Annotated in this window: 24 protein-coding genes; 7 read left to right on the top strand and 17 right to left on the bottom strand. The window is 68.8% G+C overall.

All coding sequences use genetic code 11. The features are described from left to right. Positions 1-104: 104 nt before the first annotated feature. From G4D83_RS41985 to G4D83_RS41950, 8 genes are all read right to left on the bottom strand, one after another. A complete protein-coding gene (locus G4D83_RS41985) occupies positions 105-1,691 on the bottom strand; it encodes a hypothetical protein (protein WP_163870574.1) in 1,587 nt (528 codons plus the stop codon). Then, positions 1,688-3,787, bottom strand: a complete 2,100-nt coding sequence (locus G4D83_RS41980) for a hypothetical protein (protein ID WP_163870573.1) — start codon at positions 3,785-3,787, stop codon at positions 1,688-1,690. The genes G4D83_RS41985 and G4D83_RS41980 overlap by 4 nt, the downstream gene beginning before the upstream one ends. Positions 3,788-3,797: 10 nt before the next feature. Continuing rightward, complete coding sequence (locus G4D83_RS41975; protein WP_163870572.1) at positions 3,798-4,391, bottom strand: peptidoglycan-binding domain-containing protein; 594 nt, start codon at positions 4,389-4,391, stop codon at positions 3,798-3,800. Between the two features lie 247 nt (positions 4,392-4,638). Continuing rightward, positions 4,639-7,779, bottom strand: a complete 3,141-nt coding sequence (locus G4D83_RS41970) for an efflux RND transporter permease subunit (RefSeq protein WP_163870571.1) — start codon at positions 7,777-7,779, stop codon at positions 4,639-4,641. A gap of 5 nt (positions 7,780-7,784) precedes the next feature. Beyond that, positions 7,785-9,341, bottom strand: coding sequence for an efflux RND transporter periplasmic adaptor subunit (locus G4D83_RS41965; protein ID WP_163870570.1), 1,557 nt, complete (start codon positions 9,339-9,341; stop codon positions 7,785-7,787). Further along, entirely contained in the window at positions 9,342-9,617 is a 276-nt protein-coding gene (locus G4D83_RS41960) for a hypothetical protein (protein WP_163870569.1), read from the bottom strand. A 159-nt stretch (positions 9,618-9,776) separates the two neighbouring features. Next, entirely contained in the window at positions 9,777-10,079 is a 303-nt protein-coding gene (locus tag G4D83_RS41955; RefSeq protein WP_163870568.1) for a hypothetical protein, read from the bottom strand. Between the two features lie 35 nt (positions 10,080-10,114). Beyond that, the gene (locus G4D83_RS41950; protein WP_240357119.1) at positions 10,115-10,579 is read right to left on the bottom strand and encodes a TlpA family protein disulfide reductase; all 465 of its coding nucleotides are present in this window, start codon (positions 10,577-10,579) and stop codon (positions 10,115-10,117) included. A 193-nt stretch (positions 10,580-10,772) separates the two neighbouring features. Between G4D83_RS41950 and G4D83_RS41945 the strand changes: the two genes are divergently transcribed. Together G4D83_RS41945 and G4D83_RS41940 are read left to right on the top strand one after the other, a co-directional pair. Next, positions 10,773-12,239 carry a serine hydrolase domain-containing protein gene (locus tag G4D83_RS41945; protein WP_163870566.1) on the top strand — a complete coding sequence of 489 codons (1,467 nt, stop codon included), beginning with the start codon at positions 10,773-10,775 and terminating at the stop codon, positions 12,237-12,239. Between the two features lie 56 nt (positions 12,240-12,295). Further along, the gene (locus tag G4D83_RS41940; protein WP_163870565.1) at positions 12,296-12,574 is read left to right on the top strand and encodes a hypothetical protein; all 279 of its coding nucleotides are present in this window, start codon (positions 12,296-12,298) and stop codon (positions 12,572-12,574) included. Between the two features lie 42 nt (positions 12,575-12,616). On the opposite strand, the gene G4D83_RS41935 is transcribed toward G4D83_RS41940, so the two are convergent. The 9 genes from G4D83_RS41935 to ccmA form a co-directional block, all read right to left on the bottom strand. Next, complete coding sequence (locus G4D83_RS41935) at positions 12,617-13,228, bottom strand: AMP-binding enzyme (RefSeq protein ID WP_163870564.1); 612 nt, start codon at positions 13,226-13,228, stop codon at positions 12,617-12,619. 123 nt (positions 13,229-13,351) lie between these two features. Next, positions 13,352-14,641: a zinc ribbon domain-containing protein gene (locus G4D83_RS41930; RefSeq protein WP_240357118.1), complete on the bottom strand. Its 1,290-nt coding sequence runs from the start codon at positions 14,639-14,641 to the stop codon at positions 13,352-13,354. Between the two features lie 175 nt (positions 14,642-14,816). Beyond that, positions 14,817-15,377, bottom strand: a complete 561-nt coding sequence (locus G4D83_RS41925) for a TlpA family protein disulfide reductase (RefSeq protein ID WP_163870562.1) — start codon at positions 15,375-15,377, stop codon at positions 14,817-14,819. Next, positions 15,377-17,395: a heme lyase CcmF/NrfE family subunit gene (locus G4D83_RS41920; protein WP_163870561.1), complete on the bottom strand. Its 2,019-nt coding sequence runs from the start codon at positions 17,393-17,395 to the stop codon at positions 15,377-15,379. The genes G4D83_RS41925 and G4D83_RS41920 overlap by 1 nt, the downstream gene beginning before the upstream one ends. Further along, positions 17,392-17,889, bottom strand: coding sequence for a cytochrome c maturation protein CcmE (locus G4D83_RS41915; protein ID WP_163870560.1), 498 nt, complete (start codon positions 17,887-17,889; stop codon positions 17,392-17,394). Before G4D83_RS41915 ends, G4D83_RS41920 begins: the two co-directional genes overlap by 4 nt. Before the next feature lie 7 nt (positions 17,890-17,896). Next, entirely contained in the window at positions 17,897-18,070 is a 174-nt protein-coding gene (locus G4D83_RS41910) for a heme exporter protein CcmD (protein ID WP_141643301.1), read from the bottom strand. Positions 18,071-18,072: 2 nt separating this feature from the next. Next, positions 18,073-18,792, bottom strand: a complete 720-nt coding sequence (locus G4D83_RS41905; protein ID WP_163870559.1) for a cytochrome c biogenesis protein — start codon at positions 18,790-18,792, stop codon at positions 18,073-18,075. A gap of 3 nt (positions 18,793-18,795) precedes the next feature. Then, the gene (locus G4D83_RS41900) at positions 18,796-19,497 is read right to left on the bottom strand and encodes a heme exporter protein CcmB (protein ID WP_163870558.1); all 702 of its coding nucleotides are present in this window, start codon (positions 19,495-19,497) and stop codon (positions 18,796-18,798) included. Next, a complete protein-coding gene (gene ccmA, locus G4D83_RS41895; protein ID WP_163870557.1) occupies positions 19,494-20,144 on the bottom strand; it encodes a heme ABC exporter ATP-binding protein CcmA in 651 nt (216 codons plus the stop codon). Before ccmA ends, G4D83_RS41900 begins: the two co-directional genes overlap by 4 nt. A 402-nt stretch (positions 20,145-20,546) precedes the next feature. On the opposite strand from ccmA, the gene exoL reads away from it, so the two are divergent. The 5 genes from exoL (at position 20,547) to exoP (ending at position 26,113) form a co-directional block, all read left to right on the top strand. After that, the gene (exoL, locus tag G4D83_RS41890; RefSeq protein ID WP_338041973.1) at positions 20,547-21,647 is read left to right on the top strand and encodes a spore coat polysaccharide deacetylase ExoL; all 1,101 of its coding nucleotides are present in this window, start codon (positions 20,547-20,549) and stop codon (positions 21,645-21,647) included. Beyond that, a complete protein-coding gene (gene exoM / locus G4D83_RS41885) occupies positions 21,644-23,164 on the top strand; it encodes a spore coat polysaccharide flippase ExoM (RefSeq protein WP_163870555.1) in 1,521 nt (506 codons plus the stop codon). The genes exoL and exoM overlap by 4 nt, the downstream gene beginning before the upstream one ends. A gap of 93 nt (positions 23,165-23,257) precedes the next feature. Next, on the top strand, positions 23,258-23,776 hold the full coding sequence (locus tag G4D83_RS41880; RefSeq protein WP_163870554.1) for a serine O-acetyltransferase: 519 nt from the start codon (positions 23,258-23,260) through the stop codon (positions 23,774-23,776). A 9-nt stretch (positions 23,777-23,785) separates the two neighbouring features. After that, the gene (locus G4D83_RS41875; protein ID WP_163870553.1) at positions 23,786-24,847 is read left to right on the top strand and encodes a glycosyltransferase family 4 protein; all 1,062 of its coding nucleotides are present in this window, start codon (positions 23,786-23,788) and stop codon (positions 24,845-24,847) included. Positions 24,848-24,910: 63 nt separating this feature from the next. Next, a complete protein-coding gene (exoP, locus tag G4D83_RS41870) occupies positions 24,911-26,113 on the top strand; it encodes a spore coat polysaccharide biosynthesis glycosyltransferase ExoP (RefSeq protein WP_163870552.1) in 1,203 nt (400 codons plus the stop codon). Positions 26,114-26,121: the final 8 nt, after the last annotated feature.

Below are 26,121 nucleotides of genomic sequence, written 5' to 3'. Positions count from 1 at the left end.
GAGCCGTCTCTACCTAGCGCTACCGGGCCTGTGTTGGACAGCGAAACCTGAGCGCCGGACGCCCGCCCCGCCGCCTGGGCTGTAGGTGGGCATCCGTCACGGCGTCAGCGCAGCTGCTCGAACGCCGCTCCCAGCACCGGGTCCACCGTGAGCACATACGTGTCCCGGGCGGGGTACAGCTCGAGCGGCAGGGCCACCGGATGCCGGGGCGTCATCAGGCGCTCCTGCTTCGGGCTGGAGGGGCTCAGCAGGCGTCCATCCTCCAGCAGGATGGCCCAGAACAGCGCCCCCTGGCGGAGGTCCTCCGGGTGGAACCGGGCGATGGCCGCGCGAGCAGGCGCGGGGAGCTCCGCCACGGCCTTCACCCGAGGAGGCGCCTCCAGTCTTCCATCCGGCCGGTAGCGCACCTGCGCGAGCATGGCCCTGCGCGGGTGCTTCAAGGACAGGGCGATCAGCGCGACGTTCAGCCGCCCCGCCGGGTCGATCCACAATCCCGGCTCCGAGCCAGGCAGCGCGCTCAACCCGGGCAGGCGCGTGCTGGCCACGCGGGTGAGCCCTCCACCAGGTCGGGTGCGCACGAGGTGCAGGTCCAACCCCTCGGAGGTGTCATCGACGAGCACCACGCTGATGGCGTCACCCATCGAGTCGGGCTGGATGGTGGCACGCGAGGCGACAGGCCGTGCCGGAAGGCGCACGCGTCCGACCTCGCGCCCGGGCGTGACTTCCGTCGCATCCACCGTGGAGTGGAAGCGCAGCATGCGAAGCTCGCGCCCGCCCGCGGCGATGACGGGGATGAAGAGCGCTCCAGAGGCCGTCTGGAGCGGTGGGCGCACCAGGTGCTCGGGAGGCGCTTCCAGGTCGATGCGGAACGGATGCTCGGTGGTGGCGGGCGAGGCCAGCGCCATGACCGAGGCGCCGTTGCGCCAGACCACCCAGTCGACACACGGCGCGCCCTGCGTGTTGTTGGACCACGGTGCCAGGGCATCGCTGGAGCCGGGCTCGACGGGGCCTAGTATCGTCGCGGGTCGCCACCGCACGCCCCACTCGCTGTCGTCCGTCGCGTCCGCGTAGACGCCGGCCACGAGCATCGGCCGACCTTCGATGTCCTGGATCCACGTGGCCATGACGCTGCTGTGATATCCGGCGGCCACGTCGCAGCCCAGGGACGCGGGGCCCGGCGTGGACGCGACGATGTCGAACTCGACGGGCGTGGACTTCACCGTGAGGGACGGCTGCTCCAGCCGCGCCTCCAGGCGATAGCGGCCGGGCTGGGTGACGGGGAGCCACTCGTGCAGCTCCAGCACGGACTCGAGCGCTTGTCCCGCGCCGAGTCGCACGCGCGGGGCGGCCTCGGGCCCGACGGCGTTGTCTGGATTGCGCAGGGTGACTTCGCGTCCGTTGGCGCTGCGGCCCTGGGGATACTCGGGGCCCGTCAGCGTGTACGTGAGCGTGGCATCGGAGTTGCGGAACGGGTCCGCCAGCTCCACCGGCGCGGTGCCTTCGTTGCGCAGGGTGAGGCGCAGGCTGCGGTCCTCGATGGCGGTGAAGCGCTCCTTGGACAGCTTGAACTGGATGCGCACGGAGGAACCTCCAGCAGGAGTGCTCGGTGTGCCCGCGGTGGGGCGGGGCGGTGTGCTCGCGAGCGTGAGCGACACGAGGACCACGTGGCAGGAAAGGAGAATCGGGCTCATGGCCGGGCGTTCCGACTTCCGATGCTGCTCAGCGCTTGTTTGTTCCAGCCCCGCAGTCGTAGCAGGCACATGCCACAGAACCTTCGCTCCACCGAAAAGTCGTAGCCCATCAGACAGTCAGTCCCGTCCTGGTCATGTTGCTCAACCACGGCTCCCGTGGGCACGCGGTGGATGGGGAAGGGGGCATGCGGCAGGAAGAGTTGATGGCCGACCTCGTGGGCAATGGTCTGCACGAGCGAGTTGGCCCCGCCGCTGTAGTTCCTCGCGGTTCCGCATTGCACGACGGCGCAGCGAGCGCGGTCCTGCGAGGGAAACTCCTGGGAGAATCCATTGACTCGACTGCCCCCGGGTTCTGTCTCCAGGTTGTAGAGGCCGTCGAACTGCAAGAGCACGATGCCTGGCGTGTCACCGGTGGGCTCGTCGAAGGCCATGACCAGGATGCTCTTCGCCCAGTCCTTACAGAGACGATGGTACGCGTGTTCCTTGTTGTCCGTGCTCGCGATTGCGCCGGGCAGAAGCCAACGAGACACAAGCGTGCGACTTCCGCCGCGCCGCCGCTTCACTTCGTCGAGAAAGTTCGGGTAGGTGCGAAATGTGAGGGCATGCGGGCCCGCGGCGTATTGGTCCACGAAGGGGTCGATGGCGGCGCGGACCTCCGGCGGCATGGCGGCGACGGCACGGGCGATGCGTGCGTTGTAGGTGAGGGCGTCCATCGCGGTGACGCCGCCGCTGCGGTCTTCCAGTCGGAGGAAGGCCCGGGCGAAGCGTTGCTGGACGTCCGCCAGACTGACGCCGACGACACTCGGATGTTTCCGAAGGACCCGGGCGATGTGGACCTCGCGCCAGGACTCGAAGATGCCGGTGCGGGCTCTCACGGCGGCGGGAAGGGGCGCGTCGTCCTCCACGTCCAGGACGACACCGCCATCCTTCCGCTTGTCATAGGCAAGCTGCACCGTCACGCGCCACGCATCTCCGGCGATGCGCGAGGGCTGGAACAACACGCCCGTGCGTCCCGCGAAGGCGCCGCTCGTCCACGGCAGGCTGTACGCCGCCCACTTGCGCTTCGTGCAGGGGACGACGCGGAAGGGGAACTCACCGTCCTGGGGCTCGGCCCGGGGTGTGTAACCGGTCTGCCTTGGGAACACCGTGGCGCTGGGCTGGCCCCGCTTGCCGCCCACGTCGCGGTGCGCGTTGTCGCCCTTGGGGCGCGATGTCTGGCATTGGCGCGCCAGCGCGTGCTCCAGATAGGCGCGGGCCAGCGGCGAGTGAGAGGTGAGGTCCTCGGCTTCGTCCTCCCAGTCCCAGAGGAAGCGCACCTTGCCGAGCGCGCGAGGTGCATCGACGCGCCGGTTCCGTGAGTCCTTGAGCCACGCGCGGGCGAAGATGGGGACGTCGGGGCCCATGCCCCAGGCGCGACGGTATTGCTGGAAGTCGGTGTCGTCTCCCATCTCCGCGCTGCGCGTCTTGAAGAGGTTGCTGACGAGGCGTATCTCGGCGCGCTCCGCTTCGGAGGGAAGCCGTCCGAGCGCGGTGGCCACGTCGCGGTCCCTCTGGCGCGAGAGCACGCGGGAGTCGCCGAGCTCCAGCTCAATCCCATCCACCAGGACATGGAAGTACGTCCAGGCCACGGGGCACTCCGCGAGGCCCGAGCCCTGGAGCGTCAGCTTGAGCTTGTAGGGCGAGTGCTCCACGGTGACGACGCCGTCGGGAAAGGCCTCGCACGCGGTGACGGTGCCGTCCCAGGGCAGGCGGTGCTCGCCGCCCGTGAGCTCCTCGGCGGACAGGTCTCGCGTCCACAGGGGCTTCTTCGCGTGGCGGGTGAACAGCTCCAGGCGCCCGACGCGCACGAGGTTGGCGTCATTGGAGAGCTGGTACGTCAGCTCCGCGGGCTCCACTTCGGGCACGAAGTGGAAGTCATCTTCGGGCGCCTCGGGAGTATTTGAAGGAAGTCCCGGACGGTGGAAGCGCGACGTCGCGCCACCGGGGATGGACAGTCGGAAGTCCGTGACGCCGAAGCTGGCGAGACGGAGCCGGTTGCGATTGCGTCCACTGGGAGGAGTGAGCGCGACATGGGCCGAGAGTGCGAGGCGTGCCATGGCGGGAGGCTCAGGTGTCGTGGCGGCGAATCAGCTCGCGTTGCACGTCGGCGAGCTGCCCTGTCTCTGTCAGTCCATGGTGGCGCTGGAAGGCGCGCACCGCGGCACGAGTGCGGGGGCCGGGTGCGCCGCGCTCGCCTTCAATGAGGAAGCCCAGGTTGTGCAATCGCTCCTGGGCCGCCGTCATCGCGTCCGCGTCGAACGTCGCGGGAGATTCCAGGTGCAGTGCCCAGCTCAGCAGGTCGGGCGGGGACTCCGCAGGGGCGCGCGTGTCCATGAAGTCACCCGCGCAAATGGACGGGGGATAGCGAGGGGGCTGGCCGGGCCGGGTCGCCGCTGGGGGCGGTGGCTCATCGGGGCCAGGGTCTGGCGGAGGCAGGTGCAACAGCAACTCGCCGGTGGCGAGGCCGGGGACCTCGTGCGAGAGCGAGCCGTCGGACGCGGTCGTGCCGCAGTGCTCGGTGCGTCCCACCCGGAGGACGTATTCACGTCCCGCGTAGGGCCTCTCCCTCGGGTCCAACAGGATGATGTGCAGGCGCCGTTGCTTCAGCGTGAAGGTGCTCGTGTTGCCTGTCCGGATCGGTGCCGTCCTCGGACTGACCATGCCGCGTCCCCCGTGCTTCGACTCGCCCAGGTGCCGTCACCGTGATGCCGTTGTTGCCAAAATAAGCGCAGTGCACCTGAACCCGGAATCACGTGACAGTGAGGAATCCACAATTCTGTCGGTTGGGTGAAACCCGCCGAACCTGCCAGGTCATGGAGGTGACGTGCCCATGGCCTGGTGGGTAGGGCGAGTGATCGCTGCTCGACGCGGTGTGTGCCTGGAGGAGGACGTGCCCGAGCAGGTGGGGTCAGCTCGCCGCTGCTTCGTGGGGGGCGGAAGGCGCCTCGCCGGGTGACGGAAACGCTTCCTCCCGAGGCCGAGGGGGCTGTTGCCGTCCGGCTCCGAACACGGCGTAGAGGACGGGGAGGACGACGAGGGTGAGGAGGGTGGAGGAGAGGATGCCGCCGATGACGACGGTGGCGAGGGGGCGTTGGACTTCGGCGCCCACGCCCGTGTTGAGCGCCATGGGCAGGAACCCGATGGCGGCCACGGCGGCTGTCATCAGCACGGGGCGCAGGCGGGAGAGGGCTGCTTCTCGGAGGGCGTCCGCCAGCGCGTGGCCTTCCGCGAGCAATGCCCGCACGCGCGAGACGAGCACCATGTCCCCGAGCACCGAGACACCGGACAGGGCGATGTAGCCCACGGCGGCGGAGATGGAGAAGGGCATGCCCCGCAGCAGGAGCGCGAGCACGCCTCCCACCATCGCGAAGGGCACGCCCGCGAAGATGCGCACCGCGTCCAGGACGCGCCGATACGTGAGGTAGAGCAGGATGAAGATGAGGGCCAGCGCCAGGGGCACGACGATGAGCAGACGTGCCTGGGCGCGCTCCAGGTGCTCGAACTGTCCGCCGAAGCGCACGTAGTAGCCGGAGGGGAGCTCCAGCTTTTCATCCAGGGTTCGGCGCAGCTCCTCGACGAAGCCGCCGAGGTCCCTGTCGCGCACGTTGGCCTGGACGACGATGCGACGCTTGCCCCACTCGCGCTGGAGCGTGGTGGGACCGGACACCTCGCGGATTCGGGCAAGCCGGCCCAGCGGCACGCGTGCTCCCCCGGGCGCTGTCACCGGTATCGTGGCCAGCATCGCCGGGTCGCTCCGAAACTCCTCGGAGAGGCGCACGGCCAGGTCGAAGCGCCGCTCGCCCTCGCGCACCTCTCCCACGGTGCGGGTGCCCACCGCCTCCACCACGTCGAGCACCGCGCGGGTGGAGATGCCGTGTCGAGCCACCGCCTCCCGGTCCACCGTCACCTCGAGCACGGGCTGTCCGGTGAGCTGCTCCACGGTGACTTCCGTGGCGCCAGGGAGCGCCTTGACCAGGCCCTCCAGCTCACGGGCCTTGGCCTTCAAGATGTCCAGGTCGTCCCCGAAGAGCTTGATGCCCACGTCGCCGCGCACGCCGGCGATCATCTCGTTGACGCGCATTTCAATGGGCTGGAGGAAGGCCATGCGCATGCCGGGCAGGTCCGCCAGCTCCGCGCGCATCTCGGCCACCAACTCGTCCTGTGTCGTGGCGCGCTTCCAGGTCTCCCGTGGCGTCAGGGTGATGAAGACGTCGGACAGCTCGATGCCCATCGGGTCGGTGGCCACCTCCGCCGTGCCGGTGCGCGTCCACACGCGGCGCACCTCGTCGGGGAAGCGGGTGAGGAGCACCTTCTCGATTTGCGTGCCATAGCGGACGGACTCGGTGAGGGACACCTCGGCCAGCCGCACGGTGTTGATGACGAGCGCGCCTTCGGACAGCCGTGGAACGAACTCGCCGCCAAGCCGCGTGGCCGCGGCGAGCGAGCCCACGATGAGCACGCCGGCGCCGATGAGGACCGTGCGTGGATGCGCCAGGGCCTGGTCCAGGACGGGCCGGTAGCAGCGCTTGAGGAGGGAGACGAGGCGCGGCTCGCGGGAGTGCCCTCCACCTTGCTTCAGCGCGAAGGACGCCAGCACCGGCATCAGCGTCATGGAGAGCACCGCGCTGCCCAGGAGCGCGAAGATGACGGTGAGCGCCATGGGGCGGAACAGCTTGCCCTCGACGCCCTCCAGCGCGAGCAGGGGCAGGTACACCACCAGGATGATGAGCTCACCGAAGAGGGTGGGGCCGCGCACCTCGACGGCCGCGTCGCGCACCACTTCGAGGAGGGAGCGGCTCCCCTTGGCCTCGGCGAGCCTCCGCTCCGCGTTCTCCACGAGGATGACGGACGAGTCGACGACGAGCCCGAAGTCGATGGCGCCCAGGGACATGAGGGTGCCGGCGATGCCGAAGCGCAGCATCGCGTTGAAGGCGAACAGCATGGACAGCGGAATGGCCGCCGCGACGATGAGCCCCGCGCGCCAGTTGCCCAGGAAGAAGAAGAGCACGGCGATGACGAGCAACGCGCCTTCCATGAGGTTCGTGCGCACCGTGCCCAGCACGTGGTCCACCAGCTCGGTGCGCTCGTAGACGGGCTCCACGGAGACGTCCTGGGGCAGGGTGCGCTTCACCTCTTCGAGCCGCCGGGCCAACGCCCGCGTCACCGTGTGCGAGTTCTCACCGACGAGCATGAAGCCCAGGCCCAGGACGGCCTCGCCTTCACCATCGGCGGTGGTGGCGCCCCGACGGATTTCATGGCCCACCTCCACGCGGGCGACATCCCGGATGCGCACCGGCACGCCCTCGTGCGCCGCGACGACGACGTCCTCCACGGCCTTGCCGCTCTCCAGGATTCCGACGCCGAGGACGAGGCTCGCCGCGCCCCCGCGCTCCACCACGCCGCCCCCCACGTTCGCGTTGTTCTCCTCCAGCGCCCGGTAGACGTCCTGGAGGGATACGTTGAACTGTTGCAGGCGGCGCGGCTCCACCACGACGTGCCACTGCTTCTCCTCGCCGCCCCAGGCGTTCACCTCGGCGACGCCGGGAACGCCGCGCAGCCGTGGCGCGATGACCGAGTCATGCAGCGTGCGCAGCTCCTCCAGGCTCTTCGTGCGGCTCTTGACCAGATAGTGGAAGACCTCGCCCAGGCCCGTGGCCACGGGGCCCAGCGTGGGGCGCTCGATGCCCTTGGGAACCTCCACCCGGCCGAGCCGCTCGGCGACCTGCTGTCGCGCGAACCACAAGTCGGCGCCGTCATTGAACTGGAGCGTCACCTGGGACAGGCCGAACTTGGAGATGGAGCGCAGCTCCCCGAGGCGCGGCAGCCCCGCCAGGGATTGTTCGATGGGGATGGTGAGCTGCCGCTCCACCTCGATGGGCGTGAGCGCCGGCGCCACGGTGTTCACCTGCACCTGGGTGGGCGTGGTGTCTGGGATGGCGTCGATGGGCAGCGCGCGGAAGGACAAGAGCCCCGAGACGACGAGGACTCCGGTGCCGACGAGGACGGCCCCGCGGTGCGCCAGTGACCAGTCGATGACTCGCGTCAGCATGGCGGCTACTGGCCCTCCGACGTCTCGCAGCAGCCCGCGCCGATGGACCCCTTGAGGATCTCCGTCTTGAGGAGGAAGGCGCCCGTGGTGACGATCTCCTGGCCCTCGGAGAGTCCCTTCACCACCTCCACCATCTCACGCGTCCTGGCGCCCAGCTCCACTGCGACGGGCTCGTAGAGGCCCGCGCCCTTCTTCACGAAGACGAGCGTGCGGCCCTCCGCGCGCTGGATGGCCTCGCGAGGCACGAGCAACGCCGGGTGCTCGGCGGCCACCTGCACCCGGGCTTGGAGGAAGAGGCCCGCCTTGAGGGCGCCCCCGGGATTGGGCAGCTCCACGCGGGCGCGCACCGTGCGCGTGGCCGGGTCCACGGAGGCGCCCACGCGGGTGAGGGTGGCCTGGCGTGTCTGTCCTGGCATGCTCTCGAAGGAGAGGGTGACGGGCTGGCCCGCGCGCACCTGGCTGGCGTCCGCCTCGGGCACCTCCAGCAAGGCCCACAGGGTGCTCAGGTCGGCGACCTCGAGGAGCGTCTGGCCCGCGCCCACCAGTCGCCCAGGGACGGCATCGCGGCTCACCACGGTGCCGGCGAACGGCGCGTTCAGCACGTGGATGCCTTCCTGCCCACGGGGGGAGGCTCCTGAAGCGACGAGAGAGACGGCGGCCGCGGCGCTTTCGGTCTCGGCGGCGACAAGGTCCGCCCGGGCCTGCTCCAGGTGCTTGCGCGCACTGATGCCGTCTGTGACGAGCGCCTGCTGGCGCATGAGCGCGGCCCTCGCGGCCTGGATCCGTGCTTGGGCGGAGACGAGCCGCCCCTGGTTCTCGGCCACCTCGCCTGACGTCACCACCACGAGCGGCTGCCCGGCCTCCACCTCGTCGCCGACGTCCGCTCGGACTTCGGCGATGCGTGCGTCGCCGCGAGTCGAGAGCTGGGCCCGTCGGTTGTTGTTGAAGTCGAGCTTTCCGACGACCTCCAGCGTGGGCGCGAAGGGCCGCTTCTCCACGCGACGGGTCTGGATGCCCGCCTCTCGCGCGGTCTCGTCCGAGGCGAGGCGAACGCGCGTGCCCGGCTCGGGAAAGACGGGAGGCGCCGCGCCCGCGGCCTTCACCAGGTCCGGGTGGCAATACGGACAGACGGACTCAGGGAAGCCGTGCTCCCGGCAGTAGTCACCGGCCTCGATGAACTTCGTGACGAGGGTGGGATTGCACTTCGTGCACTTCGACTCGGGAACCGCGTGCTCCTTGCACCAGTCCTTCGGCGCGGTGGCCAGCGTGGTGAAGTTGATGTTCGGGTTGCATTGGAAGCACTGTGACTCGGGCACTCCGTGTGCCGCGCACCAATCGTCTTGCGACTTGAAGACGTCGATGAGGTCCGGGTTGCATCGGGTGCACAGCTCGGCCGGCACCTTGTGTTCACATAGGGAGACGGGCTTGGAAGCTCCTCCCGCGACGGTCCGCGCCGTGGAGGGCTTCTCCGCCACCGCGGGCTTTGACTCCTTCGCGCAGCTCGCCGCACCCGCGAAGAGCAGGGCGCACAGCATCATCGGACCGGCGCGGGAGGCGGACATCTACTTCACGCCCTTCTTGGCGAGGTCGGGGTGGCAGAGGGAGCACTGGGACTCGGGGCGCTCGTGCTCCGCGCACCAATCGCCCTTGGCCTTGAAGACGGCGGCGAGCTTCGGGTTGCAGCGCGTACACAGGGACTTCTGCACGCCGTGCTCACACCTGGGCTTCTCTGCTTCGGCGGACTGGGACTTCTCCGCGGCCTTCGGTGCGTCTTCGGCCAGGGCAGGGGAGACGGTGAGCAGCGCGACGAGCACGAACAGGGGATGCAGTGAACGCATGAGGTGGCTCCAGCCGGGGCGGGTTGCCCACGGCGAGGTGAACCCGCGCGACAGGCGCGGGGAATGTGGACGGGCAGGGCTTGCAGATGACGAGCGCGTGCGTGCGTCCGCGCGCCCTGGAGGCATGCGGCGGACACACGTCTCCCGTGAAGGGAGTCGTCAGGCTCTAGGCGGCTGGAAGATGTCGGCGGCCAGTCCAGAGAGGACCGGCTCGGCCACGCGGCCAGGAACAGGGGGCGGAGCGGCCGCGGCGGCGAGGTCCTGCATGAAGGGAACTGGCGCCGGAGTGGCTCTCAGCGGACAGCAGGGACACAGGACGCAGTTGGGAGCGCAGTCGGTGCACTCATCGTCTTCGTCCTCCGCGCAGTCGGCGTGCGTGTCCGAGGCGAAGGCCAGCGTCTGAAAGACACCGCCCGTCATCAAGACGAGGAGCACGGCCAGGAATCGCAGGAGGAACCGCATCCACCCGCTGGCTTAGCCAGGACGGAGGGGCTGAGTCAATTCGCCGCGCCGGAGACCCGCCCCTCGACGGGGACGCTCAACTTCTCCAGGAGGCGCCGCATGGCCCGGGAGTCCCAGTCACGAGGGCCTGGGAAGCGGGCGACCAGTCGGCCCTCGACGACGAGGAGGCTGGTGGGGAGCAGCTCCACCCCGAAGGCATGGGCGACCTGCTTGCCGGGGTCCAGCCGCACGCGCAGCTCGGGAGGAGGAGGGCCCTCGAAGTACGCCTCCACGGTGGCGAGGTCGGTGTCGTGGCTGAAGACGACGACCTGGAGTCCCTCGGGAGGTGCTTCGGCCAGGGCTTGGAGCTGCGGTGTCTCCCTGCGACAGGGGGGGCACCAGGACGCCCAGAAAACCACCAGCAGCGCTCGTGCGTCCGGTGCATCCTCGATGACCGGCGCGGCGCCTTCGACGCGGACGTAGCTGGGGGGAGGCTCGCTCCGGCAGGCCCAGGTCATCATGGCGAGCACACAGAACGCCAGTGCTTGCCTGGGGGGATGGTTGCGCATCACGACTGAAGGTAGCGCGGGCCTGGGGCCCATGCCACGTCAGCACGCAATTGAAGTCGTCCCTGTTCGTGCCTGGAGGGGGATGTGGGTCTGGGCCGACCAATCCGGTCGATGCCGGCGGTTCGATGTTTCGAGGGAGCTCTGCATGAAGCGCGGATGGATGGATGTTGGAGTCGTCGCGGGAATGGCGCTGTTGCTCGCGGTGTCGTCGGCGAGCGCGGCGAGTCGGAAGGACTCGATTGACCGCCTGGCCGCGAAGTACCTGGAGCTGAAGCAGTTCAACGGAGCGCTGCTGGTCGCCGACGAGAAGGGCATCATCCTCAAGAAGGGGTATGGCCAGGCGAACTTCGAGTGGCAGCTTCCGGTGACGCCGGACACGAAGTTCCGCATCGGCTCCGTCACCAAGCAGTTCACCGCCGTGCTCATCCTGAAGCTCGTGGAAGAGGGCAAGGTGGGGCTCGAGGACCCCATCACGAAGCACCTGCCGGACTACCGCAAGGACACGGGCTCGCGCATCACCGTGACGCACCTGCTGAACCACACGTCGGGCATCCCCAGCTATACGGGGCGGCCGGACTTCGGTGAGAAGATCTCCCGCAATCCGTACACGGTGGCGGAGTTCGTGAAGCAGTTCGCCAGCGGCGACCTGGAGTTCGAGCCGGGGTCGAAGTACGCGTACAACAACTCGGGCTACTTCATCCTGGGCGCCATCATCGAGAAGGTGACGGGAAAGTCCTACGCGCAGGTGCTGCGCGAGCGGATCTTCGAGCCGTTGGGGATGAAGAACACGGGCTTCGACGTGTCGGCGACGGTGCTGGCCAAGCGCGCGAGCGGCTATGAGCGCAACCCGGATGGGTTCGTGAACGCGGCGTATATCGACATGGGCCTGCCGTACGCGGCCGGGTCGATGTACTCGACGGTGGAGGACCTCTATCTGTGGGACCGCGCGCTCTACGGAGACAAGGTGCTGTCGGCGGAGCTGAAGCAGAAGATGTTCACCCCGGGGCTGGCGGGGTACGGCTTCGGCTGGGACGTGTCGCCCATCAAGCTGGATGACGGGAAGACGGAGGTCGCGTCCACGAGCCACGGTGGTGGCATCAACGGCTTCAGCTCGTATCTGGTGCGCGTGCCGGAGAAGAAGGAGGTCATCATCGTCCTGAGCAACGTGGGGCGCGGGGTGAGGGCGCGCAGCATGGCGGTGGGAGCCCTGAGCGTCCTTCACGGCGTCACGCCCCAGACGCCGTTGAAGCCGATTGGCGAAGTGGTGTGGGAGTCGCTTGCCAAGGGACCCGCCACGGACGCCATCACCCAGTACAAGGCGGTCAAGGCGAAGAAGCCCGCTGAGTACTTCTTCGGGGTGGGAGAGCTCAATACCGTCGGCTATCGGTTGATGCAGGGGGGCCGCTTGCCGGAGGCCATTGAGATCTTCAAGTTCAACGTGGAGCTGTTCCCGCAGGATGGGAACGTCCATGACAGCCTGGGCGAGGCGTATCTGGCCCACGGTGACAAGGCCCAGGCCGTGACGAGCTACCGCCGCTCGCTGGAGCTGGATCCCACGAACACGAACGCGGAGAAGGTGCTCAAGGAAATCGGGCAGCCCGTGGCGAAGTAGCTCTGCCGCAGAGACTCCCGCGGGGGCTGGGCTCCGCGGGAGTAGGCTTCGCGTCCATGAGCGACTCGGTGCTGTACCGGCCCTTCGACATCGTCCGACGTCTTGGGGCCAACGTGGCAGTCGTCTACCGTTGTGTCGAAGTGCTTCCCGGACGCGGCTTCGTGGTCCAGAGCGCTGACTGGGTCAGGTTGCCCGTGGAGCGAGAGCTTCTCCGCCGCCACGAGCAGCAGTTCTGGGAGTTGCTTTGTGAAGAGGCGCCGGAAGTGAGGAGCAGCCTGTTCGCGACGGTTGAACAGGCCATCGCTTCGTTCGACGCCGACTTCGGTAATGACTGAGCCGGTGCTGAATCGTTGTCGGCCGGCACGTGCCGTGCGGGTTCAGCGATTCGGGAGACGCTCGGCGACTGCCACCAGTGGTGAGCGCAGCAGTCGACGCAGTCGTCCTGCTGCTGTCTCCCCTTGGTATGTGGGCGCCTGTTTCCCCACGGCAGTGAGGGACATCGTCTCGATGATGCGGATGGCCTTGGGCATCGCCGCGCGCTCGGCGATTTCTCCCGCGACGAACGACAGGAGTTCCTCGGGTGTCGATCGCGCTCCCTCCTTGCGCTGGACATATGCGACGGGGAGCTCGCCCGCCCTCGCATCGGAACGACCGATGGCCGCCGCGAGCTGCACCGCCGGATGCTTGTAGAGCGCTGCTTCGATATCGGCCGGGTCGATGTTGTGCCCACCGCGAATGATGAGCTCCTTCTTCTTCCCCGTGAGCCAGAAGAACCCGTCGGCGTCCCGGCGTCCCAGGTCTCCCGTGTCCAGCCAGCGTCGTCCGTCACCCAGGTCGGGGAAGAGCTTCGTGTTCTGCTCCGGTGACAGGTAGCCGTCGAACACGTTCGGACCGCTGACCACCAGGACGCCCACTTCGTCGTCCACGCAGTCCCGGACGTACTGCCCCTCTGAATCCATCACCACGGCCTTCATCGGTTGAGCCGGCATGCGCAGGCCAATCGAGCCGGGTCGTCGTTCTCCCGAGGATGGACCTGCTTCGTGCCTTCGAAGCAGGCCAGTGCCGCATGTCCGGCGGCTCCCTGGTCGCGGGAGCCTGCTCGAACGACAAGCTCACCGCCTGCGCGGCTTCACGTCCTCCATCTCGTCGTCCGGGCCCATGTCGTCCGGGTCCGGCTCCGGCTCATCGTCCGGGCGCGTGGCGTAAGCGCCCGGCTCGTCATCCGGACCCATGTCGTCCGGATCCGGCTCGTCGTCCAGGCGCTCCGTCTCGTCCATGCCGTCGTCATACGCGGGCACCGGGGCCGCGTACGCCTGCAACTGCGCCTCACGCAGTTGCCGGAACGCCTGCACACCCACCGCGCCCAGGCCGATGACGAAGATGATGGGCCCCGGCGAGATGCGAATGTGCAACAGCGCCCAGAGCAGGCCCACCCCCACGACGCCAGCCGGCGCGAAGCGCGTCCACGCGGGCCGCGACACTTCCGGCCTCAGCGCGAGCAATCCCAAGAGCGACAGCAACAGCAACTCCACCACCACGGCGCCGGACAAATCCCACCCGGACAGCGTGGTGATGCCCGCCCCCGCCGTATAGAGCACGTCGTCCGCGGCACGCTGCGAGGGGATGACGTGCAGCTCCGGAGGGCCCGCGGGCACCGGCGCATTCGCCACCTCGGGCATCGTGCTCACCGTCGCCCACGGAGCGAAGAGCGTCAGCACGCACAGCGCCACGCCCCCCAGCGCCACCACCTCTGGAACGACGAGCAACTGCCTCCCGTCGAAGTAGCGCGCCAGCACGCCTTCCGGACCCGCGATCACCTTGCGGTACTGGTCATGGACGACGAGGCCCGCGCCCAGCAGCCACAGCACCGGCGTGAAGCCCAGCCCCAACATCCGCACCGCCAGCGCCGTCAGCAGCGCCGCGTACGCCGCTGGCACCTCGGGGCGATAGAGCACCGCGGGCAGGAGCTTCGTCACGCTCGAGGCCTCGCCCGCCAGGCGCAGCTCGCGCGCCACCAGCAGCACCCCGCCCACCAGGGCCAGCAACGTGCCCACCACGCCCACGCCGTCGAAGGCGGGGAGGATGGAGAGCGCCAGCGCGAAGGCCAGCACCGCCAGCCCCACCACGCTCTGGGAGTGCGCCGGCACGCTCGCCAGCCACCGGGGACCGTCGTACTTGGGCCCCGTCTGTCCCGGGTCCGTGTCCTCGGCCGTGTCAGCCGTCGCCGTCGCTATCACCTTCGACTTCGACTTCGCCGCGGGTGCCGGCGGCACATAGTCGACGCCCTGGCGGTGGGCCTCCGCCTCGTCGATGATATCCGCCGCGTAGGACGGCTCCTCCATCGACCGCCTGGCCCGGAGCGTGGGACGCGAGCCCGTGACGCCCGGGGGGGGCTCCGGCATCTTCGCGCCGCAGTTCTCGCAATACCTCAGCCGACTGTTCGAGGCTTCGCCGCACTCCGGGCACCGCATGAACCCACCTTGCTGTGCGGAGGGCGGGGGGAAGCCCTCTCGGTCCAGCGCAAGCCGGCCGATGATACGTCGATTCCACCGGAAGCGAGAGGCCTCCGGTGAGGCGCTACGGCCGGGCCGCCTCGGCGGAGGAAGGAGCCTCCGCGGTGGCCGTCAGCTCGCGGATGCGCCGGGTCAGCGTCTCCGGGTCGATGGGCCCCACGTGCTTGCCTTGGATGGTGCCCGCCGGGTTGATGAAGTAGGTCTCCGGCACACCCGCAACGCCATAGCTCACCGCCATGCGCGAGCGAGGGTCCACGAGCTGCGGGAAGCTGTACCCCTGGCGTCGCAGGAACGCGCGCGCGTTGTCCTCGGAGTCCTCGAAGACGACGCCCAGGAACACCGCCTGCGAGCCGAACTCCCGCTGCCCCCACTCCAGCACCGGGTGCTCGTACTGGCAGGGCCCACACCACGACGCCCAGAAGTTGATGACCACCGGGCGGCCCTTCAGGTCCGCCAGGCTCACCTTCTCACCGGTGTCCAGCGAGCGCAGCACGAAGTCCGGTGCCGGCTTGCCCGCGAGCATGAAGGGCACCTCGTGCGGATTGCGCCCGAAGCCCTTGGCCAGCACCACCAGCAGGCCCACGCAGACGATGACGAAGCCGATGGTATAGCGGTACCGACGCATCAGGCCGCCCCCCGCTCCGCGTCACCACCCGCCAGGGGCGAAGCGCCTGCTTCCGCGCTGGCCGTCGCCACCGCCGCCCGCCGACGCGGCCACAGCGCGATGAGCGTGCCCAGCACCAGGAGCGGGATGCTCCACCAGATCCACCCCACCATCGGGAAGACCCAGACGTTGAAGCTCGCGTTGCCGGCCTGCTCGGAGAAGGCCATCAGGGAGATGTACAGGTCCTCGCCGGCCGTCTCTCGCACCGCGGGCGTGCCGATGGGGTCCGTGCTCCGCTCGTAGTAGTTCAGGCGGGGCTTCACCTCTTCCACCTTGCCGCCCGGCGTCGTCACCTCCACGCGCGCCGCGACGAAGGTGCGGTGCGGCTCCTCGCCGCTCATCAGCCCCTGGTACTTGAGCTGATAGCCGTCCAACGTCATCGTCTGGCCCTTCTTCAACGTGCCCGACGTGTGCTTCACGTACGAGGACGACGCGGACACCGCGACGATGATGAGGACGATTCCCAGGTGCACCACGTAGCCGCCGAAGCGGCGCTGCGCCTTGGTGGCGCTCGTGAACACCGCGGTGAGGAAGCTCTCCTTGCGCTCCGTCATGCGGACCCGGATGGGCGACACCAGCTCGCGCAGCGTGACGACGGTGACGAAGCCCGCCAGCCCGAAGGTGAGCAGCGGGTACACGCCGCGCAGCCCCACCCCGAAGCAGATGGCCGCGACGACCAGGCCCACCCCCGCGGGGATGAGGAACTGCCGCCGGAGCGTCTCCTTGTCCGGCTTGCCCCACGGCAGCACCGGGCCCACGCCCATCAGGAACAGCACGGCGATTCCACCCGGCACCGCCATCTTGTTGAAGTACGGCTCACCCACGCTGACGCGCACGCCACGCACCGCCTCGGACACCAGCGGGTACAGCGTGCCCAGGAGCACCGTGAACGTGATCGCCACGAATACCAGGTTGTTCATCAGGATGCTGGCCTCGCGTGACGCGAGCGAGCTCAGCCGCCCCTCGGGCACCAGCAGCGGACCGCGCACCGCCAGGAGGGCGATGCACACCACCAGCAGCACGCCCAGGAACACCAGGAACGTGGGGCCGATGTCCGACTGGGTGAAGGAGTGGACCGAGTTGAAGATGCCCGAGCGCGTCATGAACGTGCCCAGGATCGTCAGCACGAAGGACGCGAGCGCGAGCGACAGCGTCCACAGCTTCAGCATCCGCTTGCGCTCCTGCACCATCGTCGAGTGCATGAACGCCGTCGCCGTCAACCACGGCAGGAAGCTGGCGTTCTCCACCGGATCCCACGCCCAGTAGCCGCCCCAGCCGAGCACGGCATAGGCCCACCAGGCGCCGAGGATGATGCCAATCGACAGGAACAACCACGCCACCAGCGTCCAGCGCCGCAGGGGCGCCATCCACGCTTCGCCAATCTCGCCGCGCAGCAGGCCCGCCACCGCGACGCCGAACGGCACCGTCATGCCCACGTAGCCCAGGTACAGGAAGGGCGGGTGGATGATCATCAGGACGTGGTTCTGGAGCAGGGGATTGGGGCCGGGGCCGTCCGCCGGAACGGGCGACACGGCGCCCCAGGGGTTGGCGGGGCCCGCGATGAGGAACGCGAAGAACACGCCCACCGCCAGCATGGTGCCCAGCGCCAACTGCATGTAGCGCGCGTGCTCGCGGCGGTGCACCCATGCGAAGGCCGCGATGTACACGCCCATGATGAGGCCCCAGAAGAGGATGGACCCCTCCAGCGCGCTCCACAGCGATACCACCGTGTACAACAACGGCGTGTCCAGGCTGCCCACCTGCGCCACGTACTTCACGCTGAAGTCATGCGTGACGAGCGCGTAGACCATCATCAGGTTCGCGGCCACCATGCAGCCGGCGAAGCCCCACACCGCGCGCATCACCCAGGGGAAGCCCGCTTCACTGCGGCGCAACCCCGTGACAAGCCCCACCAGCGCGCCGAAGGTCGCGAACGCGAGCCCTCCGAGCACCAGCCCGTATCCAATCGACCCGTTCACCGCGCCTCCGCGCCCGTCCCCGTGCTGGCCGTCGTCGTGCCCTCGGAGAGCGTCTCACGCCACTTGTTCGGGTCCTCGCCCTCCTTGGGCGCGCGGTACTCGTTCGAGTGGTTCACCATCAGCCGGTTGGAGCTGAACACTCCGGACGCGTCGTAGGTGCCCTCCACCACGACGCCAATCTTGTCGCGGAACATCTGCGGCGGCGTCTCCGTGGAGCGCACCAGCACGCTGGCGGTGCCCTCGTGGGCGTCGTTGGCCACCCGGAAGTGCAGGGTGGTGTGCTCCGCGTTCCACTGGATGCTGCCCGGCTGCACCACGCCACCCAGGCGGATGGTGGCCGAGTACGCCTTCTCCCCCTGGGCCAGCATCTCCGAGGGGCTCCAGTAGTAGACGAGGTTCTCTCCGATGTTGCCGAAGGCCACGAACCCCAGTCCGGCGCCAGCGACGAGCAGCGCTCCCAGGGCGAACAGTCGATTGCGAGCGACAGGCGTCATGACGGGCTCACTCCTTCGCGGCCTGGGGCCGGCGCAGCCAGAGAGACAGCGAGTAAAGCACGAGCGCCACCACGGTGATGCCGTAGCAGGCCCAGACATAGCCCCAACCACCCTGGATGCGGCCACTTCCCACCTGGCCCGCGGCCTGGGCGAGGACTCCCAGCGTCGTCAAAGTCGTCATGTTCAGGCCACCTTCGGGGTGTCGCGGACGGACGCCGCGGGGCTGTTGCCGGGCAGCGCTTCCGGGAGGGCGACTTCCGCCTGTCGCTCGGCCATGGCGATGCGGTAGCGGTGCATCAGCAGGGCGATGGTCAGCAGCAACAGGCCGATGGCCGACACTCGCAGGCACAGCACCATCTGCGGATCCACCGTCTTGGGGCTCGACTGCACTTGGTGAAGGCTGCGCCACCAGCGCACCGAGAACCAGACGATGGGCAGGTTGATGGCGCCGAGAATCGCGACCACCGCGCTCCACGTCGCGCGCTTGTCCGGATCCTCCACGAAGCGCCGCAGCACCAGGTAGCCGGTGTAGGTCACCAGCATGATGGCCTCCGACGTCAGGCGCGGATCCCACGACCAGTAGACGCCCCAGGTGGGACGGCCCCAGATGGCCCCCGTCACCATGCCCAGCGCGCCGAGCACCAGTCCGACCTCGGCCGCCGACTCCGCCGTCGAGTCCAGCTTCCAGCTGGCGTTGGAGCGCACCAGGTACGCCACCGCCGCCACGAAGTTCAGGAACATGGCCAGCATGGCCATCCACTGGAGTGGCACGTGCACGTACATGATGCGCTGTACGTCACCCATCTCCCGGTCCGGCGGTGCCCACGCCAGTCCCAGCCACCATCCGGCGGCGAGCACGCCCAGACCCACCACCGGCAGGCCCCACTTGATGAGCTTGTTCATCCGTCAGTCCTCGATGATGCGCGGGAACAGCACGAAGCCTACGCCCCAGTAAATCAGATTGAAGCCCAGCAAAAGCCCCAGCCATGAGCCCAACTGATTCATGGGGTCGCCCTGGAGAACGAGCGAGGTCGCCTTGGCCAGGGAGAGCAGGGCGGGGATGACCAGCGGGAACAATAGCAGAGGGAGGAGGACATCCCGCGCTCGGGCGTTGCTGGAAATGGCGGCGTACACCGTCCCCGGTGCGCTGAGGGCCAGGCTGCCGAGTAGCAGAACTGTTCCCAGGTCCACGAAGCCGGTGACGACCTTGACCCCGTAGAGGGCCACCATGACGGGGAGCAGCACGATGCCCAGGGCGATCAGCAGGAGGGCGTTGCCCAGGGCCTTGGACAGGTAGATGGCGCGCGGGTCCGCGGGGGCCAGTCGGATGCCGTCCAGGCAGGCGTTCTCGGACTCGACGCGGAAGGACTCGCCCATGGCCAGCACGCTGGCGAAGAGGATGGCGAGCCAGAAGTAGCCCCCCGCGTTCTTCTCCAGCAGGCGCGTGTCCGGCCCCAGCGCGAAGGAGAACATCAGGAGCGTGGCCAGCGCGAAGAAGACGATGGCGTTGAGGCGCGCGCGGGTTCGCCACTCGATGAGCAGGTCCTTGCGCAACAGCGCCAGCGTGGCGCCGATGAGGCCGATGGGCCGGGGACGGGACGTGCTCACGCGTCCACCGCCCGGCCGTCCTGGAGGTGCAGGCGCTCTTCGCACAGCGACATGCCCTGCTCCACCAGGTGCGTGGCCAGCACCACCGTGACGCCAGCCGCCTTCAGCTCCGCGATGAAGCCCTCCATGTCGCGGATGCCGGCGGGATCCAACTCACCGAAGGGCTCGTCCAGGAGCGCGAGGTCGGGGGCCTTGAGCAGGAGCCGGGCGATGGCCAGGCGCTTGCGCATGCCCGCGCTGAAGCCACGAACGGGGTTGTCCGAACGCTTCTCCAGGCCCACGCGCGAGAGCAGCGCGCTGGCGCCGTCCTTGGGCGAGGGGTGCCCCAACAGGCGCGCCAGCACGGTGAGGTTCTGGTGCGCGGTGAGGTCCTCATAGAGGAAGCTCGCGTGGGACAGGAGCGCCACGTCGCGTCGCACCGAGTCCCGGTCCGCCACGGCGTCGCGTCCCAGCACCTCCACCCGTCCGGCGGTGGGGCTCAGCGCGGTGGCCAACAGGCGCAGCAGGGTCGTCTTGCCGGAGCCGTTGTGGCCGGTGAGCAGCAGCGAGCGTCCAGGAGGGAGCGCGTAGGTCAGACGCGCCAGCGCCCAGCGGCGCCCGTAACGCTTGCTGACGTCGTGCAACGCGAGCGCGGGGAGGGAAGGCATCGGGAAGCCGGTTCGTAGCCGGAATCCCGACTGTCATCCAGTGAAACCCGGGTGGCTGGCCGGGCAGGGACGGAGCGGGCCTGAAGACAGGAAAGTTTTTCCAATGGGTGGGGCATCGTGTGCCCGTGGGGGCCGTCGATTTTCCACCGTGCGTCGTGTCCACCGGTGGCCATGTGTCCCGTACCGCCGGGATCCCCCTCTGAAGAGAGGGTTTCGTCCAGGATTCAGGTGTGGCATCCCGCCTGCAATACCCCCCGCGCGAGTTGGGGAGTTCCCGTTGAGGAACATGGGCCAGAGGAAGCTTTTCCGCGGAGGGGCGTGATGGCGACGGCGAGGGTCTTGCGGAGGGCGGTCAAGGCGGCGGCCGCTGGCGTGCTGCACTACAGTGGAATGCGCAGGGCGATGGCGGCTTATCGGAGGGTGCAGTCGGGAGGCCGGCGCATCCTCATCGTGAGCTATCACCGCGTGGTGAGCGACTTCACGGGGGAGCTGCAGCGCTCCATTCCCGGGTTGCTCATCAGCCAGGAGACGTTCCGGCGGCATCTCGAGGAGGCCTCGGCGGCCGGCTTCGAGCTGGCGTCGATTGGCGACGCGGTGGATGTGATGTCGGGGCGGAGGGTGACGAAGAAGGACCTGTGCGTCATCACCTTCGACGATGGCTACCGGGACGTGTACCGGTACGCGTACCCCATCCTGAAGCAGATGGGAGTGCCGGCCATCACCTACCTGCCGACGGCGTTCATCGGCACGAAGCGGCGGTTCAATCATGACCGCCTGTTCCACCTGCTGCGCCGGGCGCAGGAGCGGCATTACCACCCGGTGTACGCGGCGCTGCCGGAGGCGTCGATGGAGCTGCTCGGCCCCATCCTCTCCGGCCAGAAGACGGTGTCGGCCGCGCTCGACGACTTCATCGGAGAGCACCCCACGCGGGTGCTGACGTCCATCATCGACGCGCTGGAGCAGCAGCTCGGCGGTGGGCAGGACCTGGTGCCGGAGCAGGGCGACGTCATGAACTGGGACGAGGTGCGCCGCATGGCGCGCGACGGCTTCGAGTTCGGCGCGCACACGCTGGGGCACACGGTGCTGACGCTGGAGCCGCAGGCGGTGGTGGAGCAGGAGATCCTCGAGTCCAAGCGGACCATCGAAGCGGAGGTCGGCATCCAGGTGCGCGACTTCGCGTACTGCAACGGGTGGTACTCGGACGAGGTCATCCGCGTGCTGGCGTCGCACGGCTTCCGCTCGGGTGTCACGACGGAGGACCTGCCCAACCGGATTGGCGGAGACCCGTTCACCCTCAAGCGCAAGGTGCTCTGGGAGAACTTCAGCCTGGGCATGTTGGGGGACTACTCGTCGCCGCTCACCGGGTGCCAGTTGGATGATTGCTTCGGGCTGCTCGGCATGAGCCATCCGGTGCCAGGCAGGAGGACGCACTCTTTTCGTGAGGGCCTGCTGGGCAACGTGCTGGCGACGCCAACGGGGGCGCCCTTGAAGGAGGCTCCGTGAGCGGAGGTGCCTCGTCGGCCGCGTCCGGGAGCTCGTTCCTCGGACGCGCCGGCCCCCTGGTGTTGGCCCGGCTGTTCACCGCCGGGCTGACGCTGTCCATTCCACTCGTGCTTGCCCGGGTGCTGCACCTGGACGAGTACGGTACTTATTACCAGCTCTTCCTCATCGCCACGACGCTGTATTACGTGCTGCCTTTTGGCGTGGTGCAGAGCCTGTATTACTTCCTGCCCCGCACCAGCGAGAAGCGGCCGTACCTGGGACAGACGCTGTTGTTCATGTCCGGGGCGGGCCTGGTCGGCGCGTTGCTTGTCTATGTCCTGCTGGGGCCGGTGGCGGCGTGGTTCTCCAACCCGGCGCTGCTCGAGTACCGGTTGTCGCTCGCGGCGTACACCGCGTTCCTGTTGGGCAGCTTCCCGCTGGAGGTGTCGCTCACGGCGCAGGGGCGCACGCGCGCGTCGGCGGGGGTGTATCTGATTTCGGACGCGGTGCGCGCGGCGGTGATGGTGGTGCCGCCGCTGTTGGGCGCCTCGCTGCATGGGATGATGGTGGCGGTGGCGGTCTTCGCGGCGCTGCGGTTCGTGGCGACGTGGGTCGTCTCTCTGCGCGGTGTCACCGGGCCGCTGGCGTCCGGGCCGCTCTTCCGTGCGCAGCTCGCCTACGCGGCGCCGTTCGGCGCGGCCATGCTGCTGGCCATTCCTCAACAGAACGCTCACCTGTACGCGGTGGCGGGCGCGGTGGCTCCGGCCCTGTATGCGTTGTACCGGGTGGGCTGCTTCCAGCTTCCGGTGGTGGATCTGCTCTACACGCCCACCAGCGAGGTGCTGATGGTGCGCCTGGGTGAGCTGGAGCGCGAGGGCCGCCTGGAGGAGGGCGTGGAGGCGTTCCGCGAGGCGGCCGGGAAGCTGGCGTATGTCTTTCTTCCGTTCGCGGCGTTCCTCTTCGCGGCGGCGCCGGAGTTCATCGGGGCGATGTTCGGCGAGAAGTTCCTTCCGGCGGTGCCGGTCTTCCGCGTCAGCGTGTTGGGCGTGGTGCTCTCCATCCTCCCCATGGACGGGACGCTCAGGGCTCGCGGGCTGACCCGGGCCATCTTCGTCTCCTATGCGGTGAAGGCGGCGGTGACGGTGCCGCTGGTCATCCTCGGGGTGAAGCACCTGGGGTTGATGGGCGGCATTGGCTCCTGGGCGGTGGCGGAGGTGGTGGGCAAGGCGATGTTGCTCGTGCGCGTGCCCGCGGCGCTGTCCACTCCGCGACGTCAGCTCCGGCTGGTGGACATCATTCCCTGGCAGGCGCTGGGGCGCTCCTCGGTGGCCGCGGTGGCGGCGGGCCTGGCGGTGTTCCTCTTGAGGGCGGGCGCGCAGGGCGCCTGGATGCAATTGCCCACGGGCTTCTTCTGGCGGGTGTTGCCGCTGGCGGTGGCCGGGGTGCTGTTCGTCGTGGGCTACGTGGGGGTGCTGTACGCCGCGGGCGTCCGGCCGCTCACGGTGCTCGCGGGGCTGCGGCCCCGCAGGACTGTCTGAAGAAAACAGGGGGGCGCCCGAGGGCCTACTTCCCACTTGGGAAGGCGGTACCTAGGTTCCTCCCCGTCGCGCGGTTGGGTCAGGGAGGCGTGGATGGGTGTCGATGCGATGACGTTGTACCGGGTGGCTCGCGGCCTGCGGTTGAAGGGAGTTCCCTTGCTCCCTGCCTTGCTACGGAAAGCCATCTACTACCTCCACAGCTCGTACGTTCCGGACGAGGCCGACATCGGCGAGGGGACGCAGTTGGGGTACGGCGGCATCGGCGTCGTCATCCACAAGGCGGCGAAGATTGGCCGGCACTGCCTCATCTCCCAGCAGGTGACGATTGGCGGGCGCTCGGGACTCGAGGGTGCTCCCATGATTGGTGACTACGTGCGGGTCGGCGCGGGCGCCAAGATTCTCGGCAACATCCAGATTGGCGACTTCGCCGTCATCGGGGCCAATGCCGTGGTGCTGAAGGACGTGGCGCCGGGCACCGTCGTGGCTGGCATTCCGGCGCGGGTCATCCGGCAGGATCCTGATCCGCTCACCACGTATCAGCGGGAGATGGGGCTGTTGCCCCGGCGCTCCTCGCTGACGGCGGTGCCTCCCTCGGCGTCCGTACCGCGATAGGGCTCTTCAATGCGCGTGCTTCTGGTTGGCGACCATCCGCCGCCTTTCGGTGGCGTGGCGATTCACGTTCAACAACTTCACCGCTTCCTGCGCAGCCGTGGGGTCGAAGCGAAGGTGCTGGATATCGGAAAGGGCGGCCGGCCGGTTCCGGACGTCCTTCCGATGCGAAGCCCCGCGCACTTCGGCCTCAGGCTGACCGGGTTTCTCGTCTCGGGGTGGACGGTGCATGTCCACACCAGCGGGAACAACCCCAAGGCCTGGCTGCTCGCGGCGGCGGTGGGCAGTCTGCCGGGGGCGCGTGCCCCCCGCTTCATCACCCTGCACTCCGGGCTGTTGCCGGACTACCTCGCGGCGGCGCCGAGTCGGCGGGCCTTCGCGCGGGTGGCGCTGGCGGGCTACTCGCGCATCATCGCGGTGTCCGCGGCGGTGCGCGACGCGCTCGTGTCGTGCGGTATCTCCGAGGAGAGAGTCCTCGTCCACCCGGCCTTCTGCGCCTCGCAGGTGCAGGCGGGCCCGGTGCCCGTGCGAGTCGAGGCCGCGCGTGCTCGCCGCCGTCCGTTGGTGGTGATGGCACACCATCCGTCACCGGTGTACGGGCGCAAGCTCGCGTTCCGGGCGGTGCGTCAGTTGTTGGAGTCGCGTCCCGGCGTGGGCCTGGCGTTGTTCGGTCCGGGCACGGACTCCGAGGACTTCATCCGCGACGCGCGGGAGCTGGGTGTGGCGGGTTCGCTGGAGCCGCTGGGCGAACTGGAACATCCGGCCGCGCTGGGGCTCATCGCCCGGAGCGACGTCTTCCTTCGTCCTACGACGCATGACGGAGACTCCATCTCCGTGCGCGAGGCGCTGGCCCTGGGCGTGCCCTGCGTGGCCAGCGACGTGTGTGAGCGGCCGGAGGGGACTCGGCTGTTCCACGCGGGAGACGCGGCGTCGCTCGCCGCGGGCATTCGCGACGCGGTGGAGGCGGGGCCCGCGCGCGTGGCCTCTCCGGATGTGGGGCCCGTGCTGATGGACCTCTACGCGGCCTTGTCACCCCGTCGGCCATCGCCGGCCCAGCCGGTGCCGGCGACGTGAGCTTCGTTCCAAACCTTGCTCGCGGGGACACCGCGAGGTTGTTCGACACAGGAGAGAAGAGAGATGCGGCGCAGTGAAGACTTGGATTTGACGCGCCGGGCCCTCCGGGGGCGCGACCTGGTGGTGTTCTCCAACGACTGGGATGGGGACCCGCTGTCGAAGGTCCACATCATGCGGATCCTCTCCCGGGACAACCGCATCCTCTGGGTGAACAGCATCGGCAACCGTGCGCCGAAGGCGAACGCGCACGACGTGAAGCGCATCTTCGGAAAGCTGGAGCGCTTCACGAAGGGCCTGCGCGAGGTGGAGCCCAACCTCCACGTCCTGTCGCCGCTGGCGATTCCCTTCTACGGCAATGAGATGGTGCGCGGGGCGAACCGCGAGCTGCTGCGGCTTCAGGTTCGCCGGGCGATGAAGCAACTGGGCTTCCAGCGCCCCATCTCCTGGAGCTTCCTGCCCGCGTCCGCGCCCGTGTCGGGCACGCTGGGCGAGGAGTTCGTCGTCTACCACTGCGTGGACGAGTTCTCCGCCTTCGCGGACACCAACGGCCGTCACATCGCGGAGCTGGAGGACCGGCTGCTGCGTCGCGCGGACATCTGCATCACCTCCGCGGAGCGCCTGCGGGAGAACAAGTCCCGCGTCAACCCGCGCACGGTGCTGGTGCGTCACGGCACGGACTTCCGCCACTTCGTGAAGGCGTGCGACACCACCACGCGCATCCCCGAGGACATCGCGAGCCTGCCCAAGCCCGTCATCGGCTTCTTCGGCCTGGTGGCGGACTGGGTGGACCAGGAAGCCATCATCGCCACCGCGCGAGCCCATCCGGAAGGCTCGGTGGTCGTCATCGGCAAGACGACGCCGGACTGCGACGATTCGAAGCTGCGGGCCGAGCCCAACATCCACATGCTGGGCCGCAAGTCCTACGCGGACCTGCCGGGCTACAGCCGGGCCTTCGATGTGGCGCTGATGCCGTTCAAGATCAGCGAGCTGACGTTGAACGCCAACCCGCTCAAGGTGCGCGAGTACCTGGCCTCCGGGCTGCCGGTGGTGTCCACGGACCTGCCGGAGGTTCGCAAGGTGGGGCTGTGCAAGATCGCCACCTCGACGGAGGACTTCGTGAAGAAGGTCGACGAGTGCCTCGCGGAAGGCCCCGGGCCCAACCGCGAGCGCGCCGAGAAGATCTTCAACGAGAGCTGGGATGCGCGGGTGGAGGAGATTCGCCACCACGTGGGCTCGGCGATGCTGGCCGCGGGCAAGACGCTCTAGGTCGAACG

This window comes from Myxococcus eversor (assembly GCF_010894455.1).
GTDB lineage: Bacteria > Myxococcota > Myxococcia > Myxococcales > Myxococcaceae > Myxococcus > Myxococcus eversor.
Note: the sequence above shows the minus strand (reverse complement) of the source record. Positions and strands in the feature narration are given on the sequence as shown.

Excerpts from the sequence above, each read along its gene's own strand:
- G4D83_RS41925 (WP_163870562.1), bottom strand. The coding sequence starts at position 15,377 with ATGCGTCGGTACCGCTATACCATCGGCTTCGTCATCGTCTGCGTGGGC.
- G4D83_RS41960 (WP_163870569.1), bottom strand. The coding sequence starts at position 9,617 with ATGCGTTCACTGCATCCCCTGTTCGTGCTCGTCGCGCTGCTCACCGTC.
- G4D83_RS41975 (WP_163870572.1), bottom strand. The coding sequence starts at position 4,391 with ATGGTCAGTCCGAGGACGGCACCGATCCGGACAGGCAACACGAGCACC.
- G4D83_RS41980 (WP_163870573.1), bottom strand. The coding sequence starts at position 3,787 with ATGGCACGCCTCGCACTCTCGGCCCATGTCGCGCTCACTCCTCCCAGT.
- G4D83_RS41905 (WP_163870559.1), bottom strand. The coding sequence starts at position 18,792 with ATGAACAAGCTCATCAAGTGGGGCCTGCCGGTGGTGGGTCTGGGCGTG.
- G4D83_RS41950 (WP_240357119.1), bottom strand. The coding sequence starts at position 10,579 with ATGATGACCTGGGCCTGCCGGAGCGAGCCTCCCCCCAGCTACGTCCGC.
- G4D83_RS41935 (WP_163870564.1), bottom strand. The coding sequence starts at position 13,228 with ATGCCGGCTCAACCGATGAAGGCCGTGGTGATGGATTCAGAGGGGCAG.
- G4D83_RS41945 (WP_163870566.1), top strand. The coding sequence starts at position 10,773 with ATGAAGCGCGGATGGATGGATGTTGGAGTCGTCGCGGGAATGGCGCTG.
- G4D83_RS41970 (WP_163870571.1), bottom strand. The coding sequence starts at position 7,779 with ATGCTGACGCGAGTCATCGACTGGTCACTGGCGCACCGCGGGGCCGTC.
- G4D83_RS41880 (WP_163870554.1), top strand. The coding sequence starts at position 23,258 with ATGGGTGTCGATGCGATGACGTTGTACCGGGTGGCTCGCGGCCTGCGG.
- exoP (WP_163870552.1), top strand. The coding sequence starts at position 24,911 with ATGCGGCGCAGTGAAGACTTGGATTTGACGCGCCGGGCCCTCCGGGGG.
- G4D83_RS41910 (WP_141643301.1), bottom strand. The coding sequence starts at position 18,070 with ATGACGACTTTGACGACGCTGGGAGTCCTCGCCCAGGCCGCGGGCCAG.
- G4D83_RS41930 (WP_240357118.1), bottom strand. The coding sequence starts at position 14,641 with ATGCCGGAGCCCCCCCCGGGCGTCACGGGCTCGCGTCCCACGCTCCGG.
- ccmA (WP_163870557.1), bottom strand. The coding sequence starts at position 20,144 with ATGCCTTCCCTCCCCGCGCTCGCGTTGCACGACGTCAGCAAGCGTTAC.
- G4D83_RS41875 (WP_163870553.1), top strand. The coding sequence starts at position 23,786 with ATGCGCGTGCTTCTGGTTGGCGACCATCCGCCGCCTTTCGGTGGCGTG.
- G4D83_RS41940 (WP_163870565.1), top strand. The coding sequence starts at position 12,296 with ATGAGCGACTCGGTGCTGTACCGGCCCTTCGACATCGTCCGACGTCTT.
- G4D83_RS41955 (WP_163870568.1), bottom strand. The coding sequence starts at position 10,079 with ATGCGGTTCCTCCTGCGATTCCTGGCCGTGCTCCTCGTCTTGATGACG.
- G4D83_RS41985 (WP_163870574.1), bottom strand. The coding sequence starts at position 1,691 with ATGAGCCCGATTCTCCTTTCCTGCCACGTGGTCCTCGTGTCGCTCACG.
- exoL (WP_338041973.1), top strand. The coding sequence starts at position 20,547 with ATGGCGGCTTATCGGAGGGTGCAGTCGGGAGGCCGGCGCATCCTCATC.
- G4D83_RS41965 (WP_163870570.1), bottom strand. The coding sequence starts at position 9,341 with ATGTCCGCCTCCCGCGCCGGTCCGATGATGCTGTGCGCCCTGCTCTTC.
- G4D83_RS41915 (WP_163870560.1), bottom strand. The coding sequence starts at position 17,889 with ATGACGCCTGTCGCTCGCAATCGACTGTTCGCCCTGGGAGCGCTGCTC.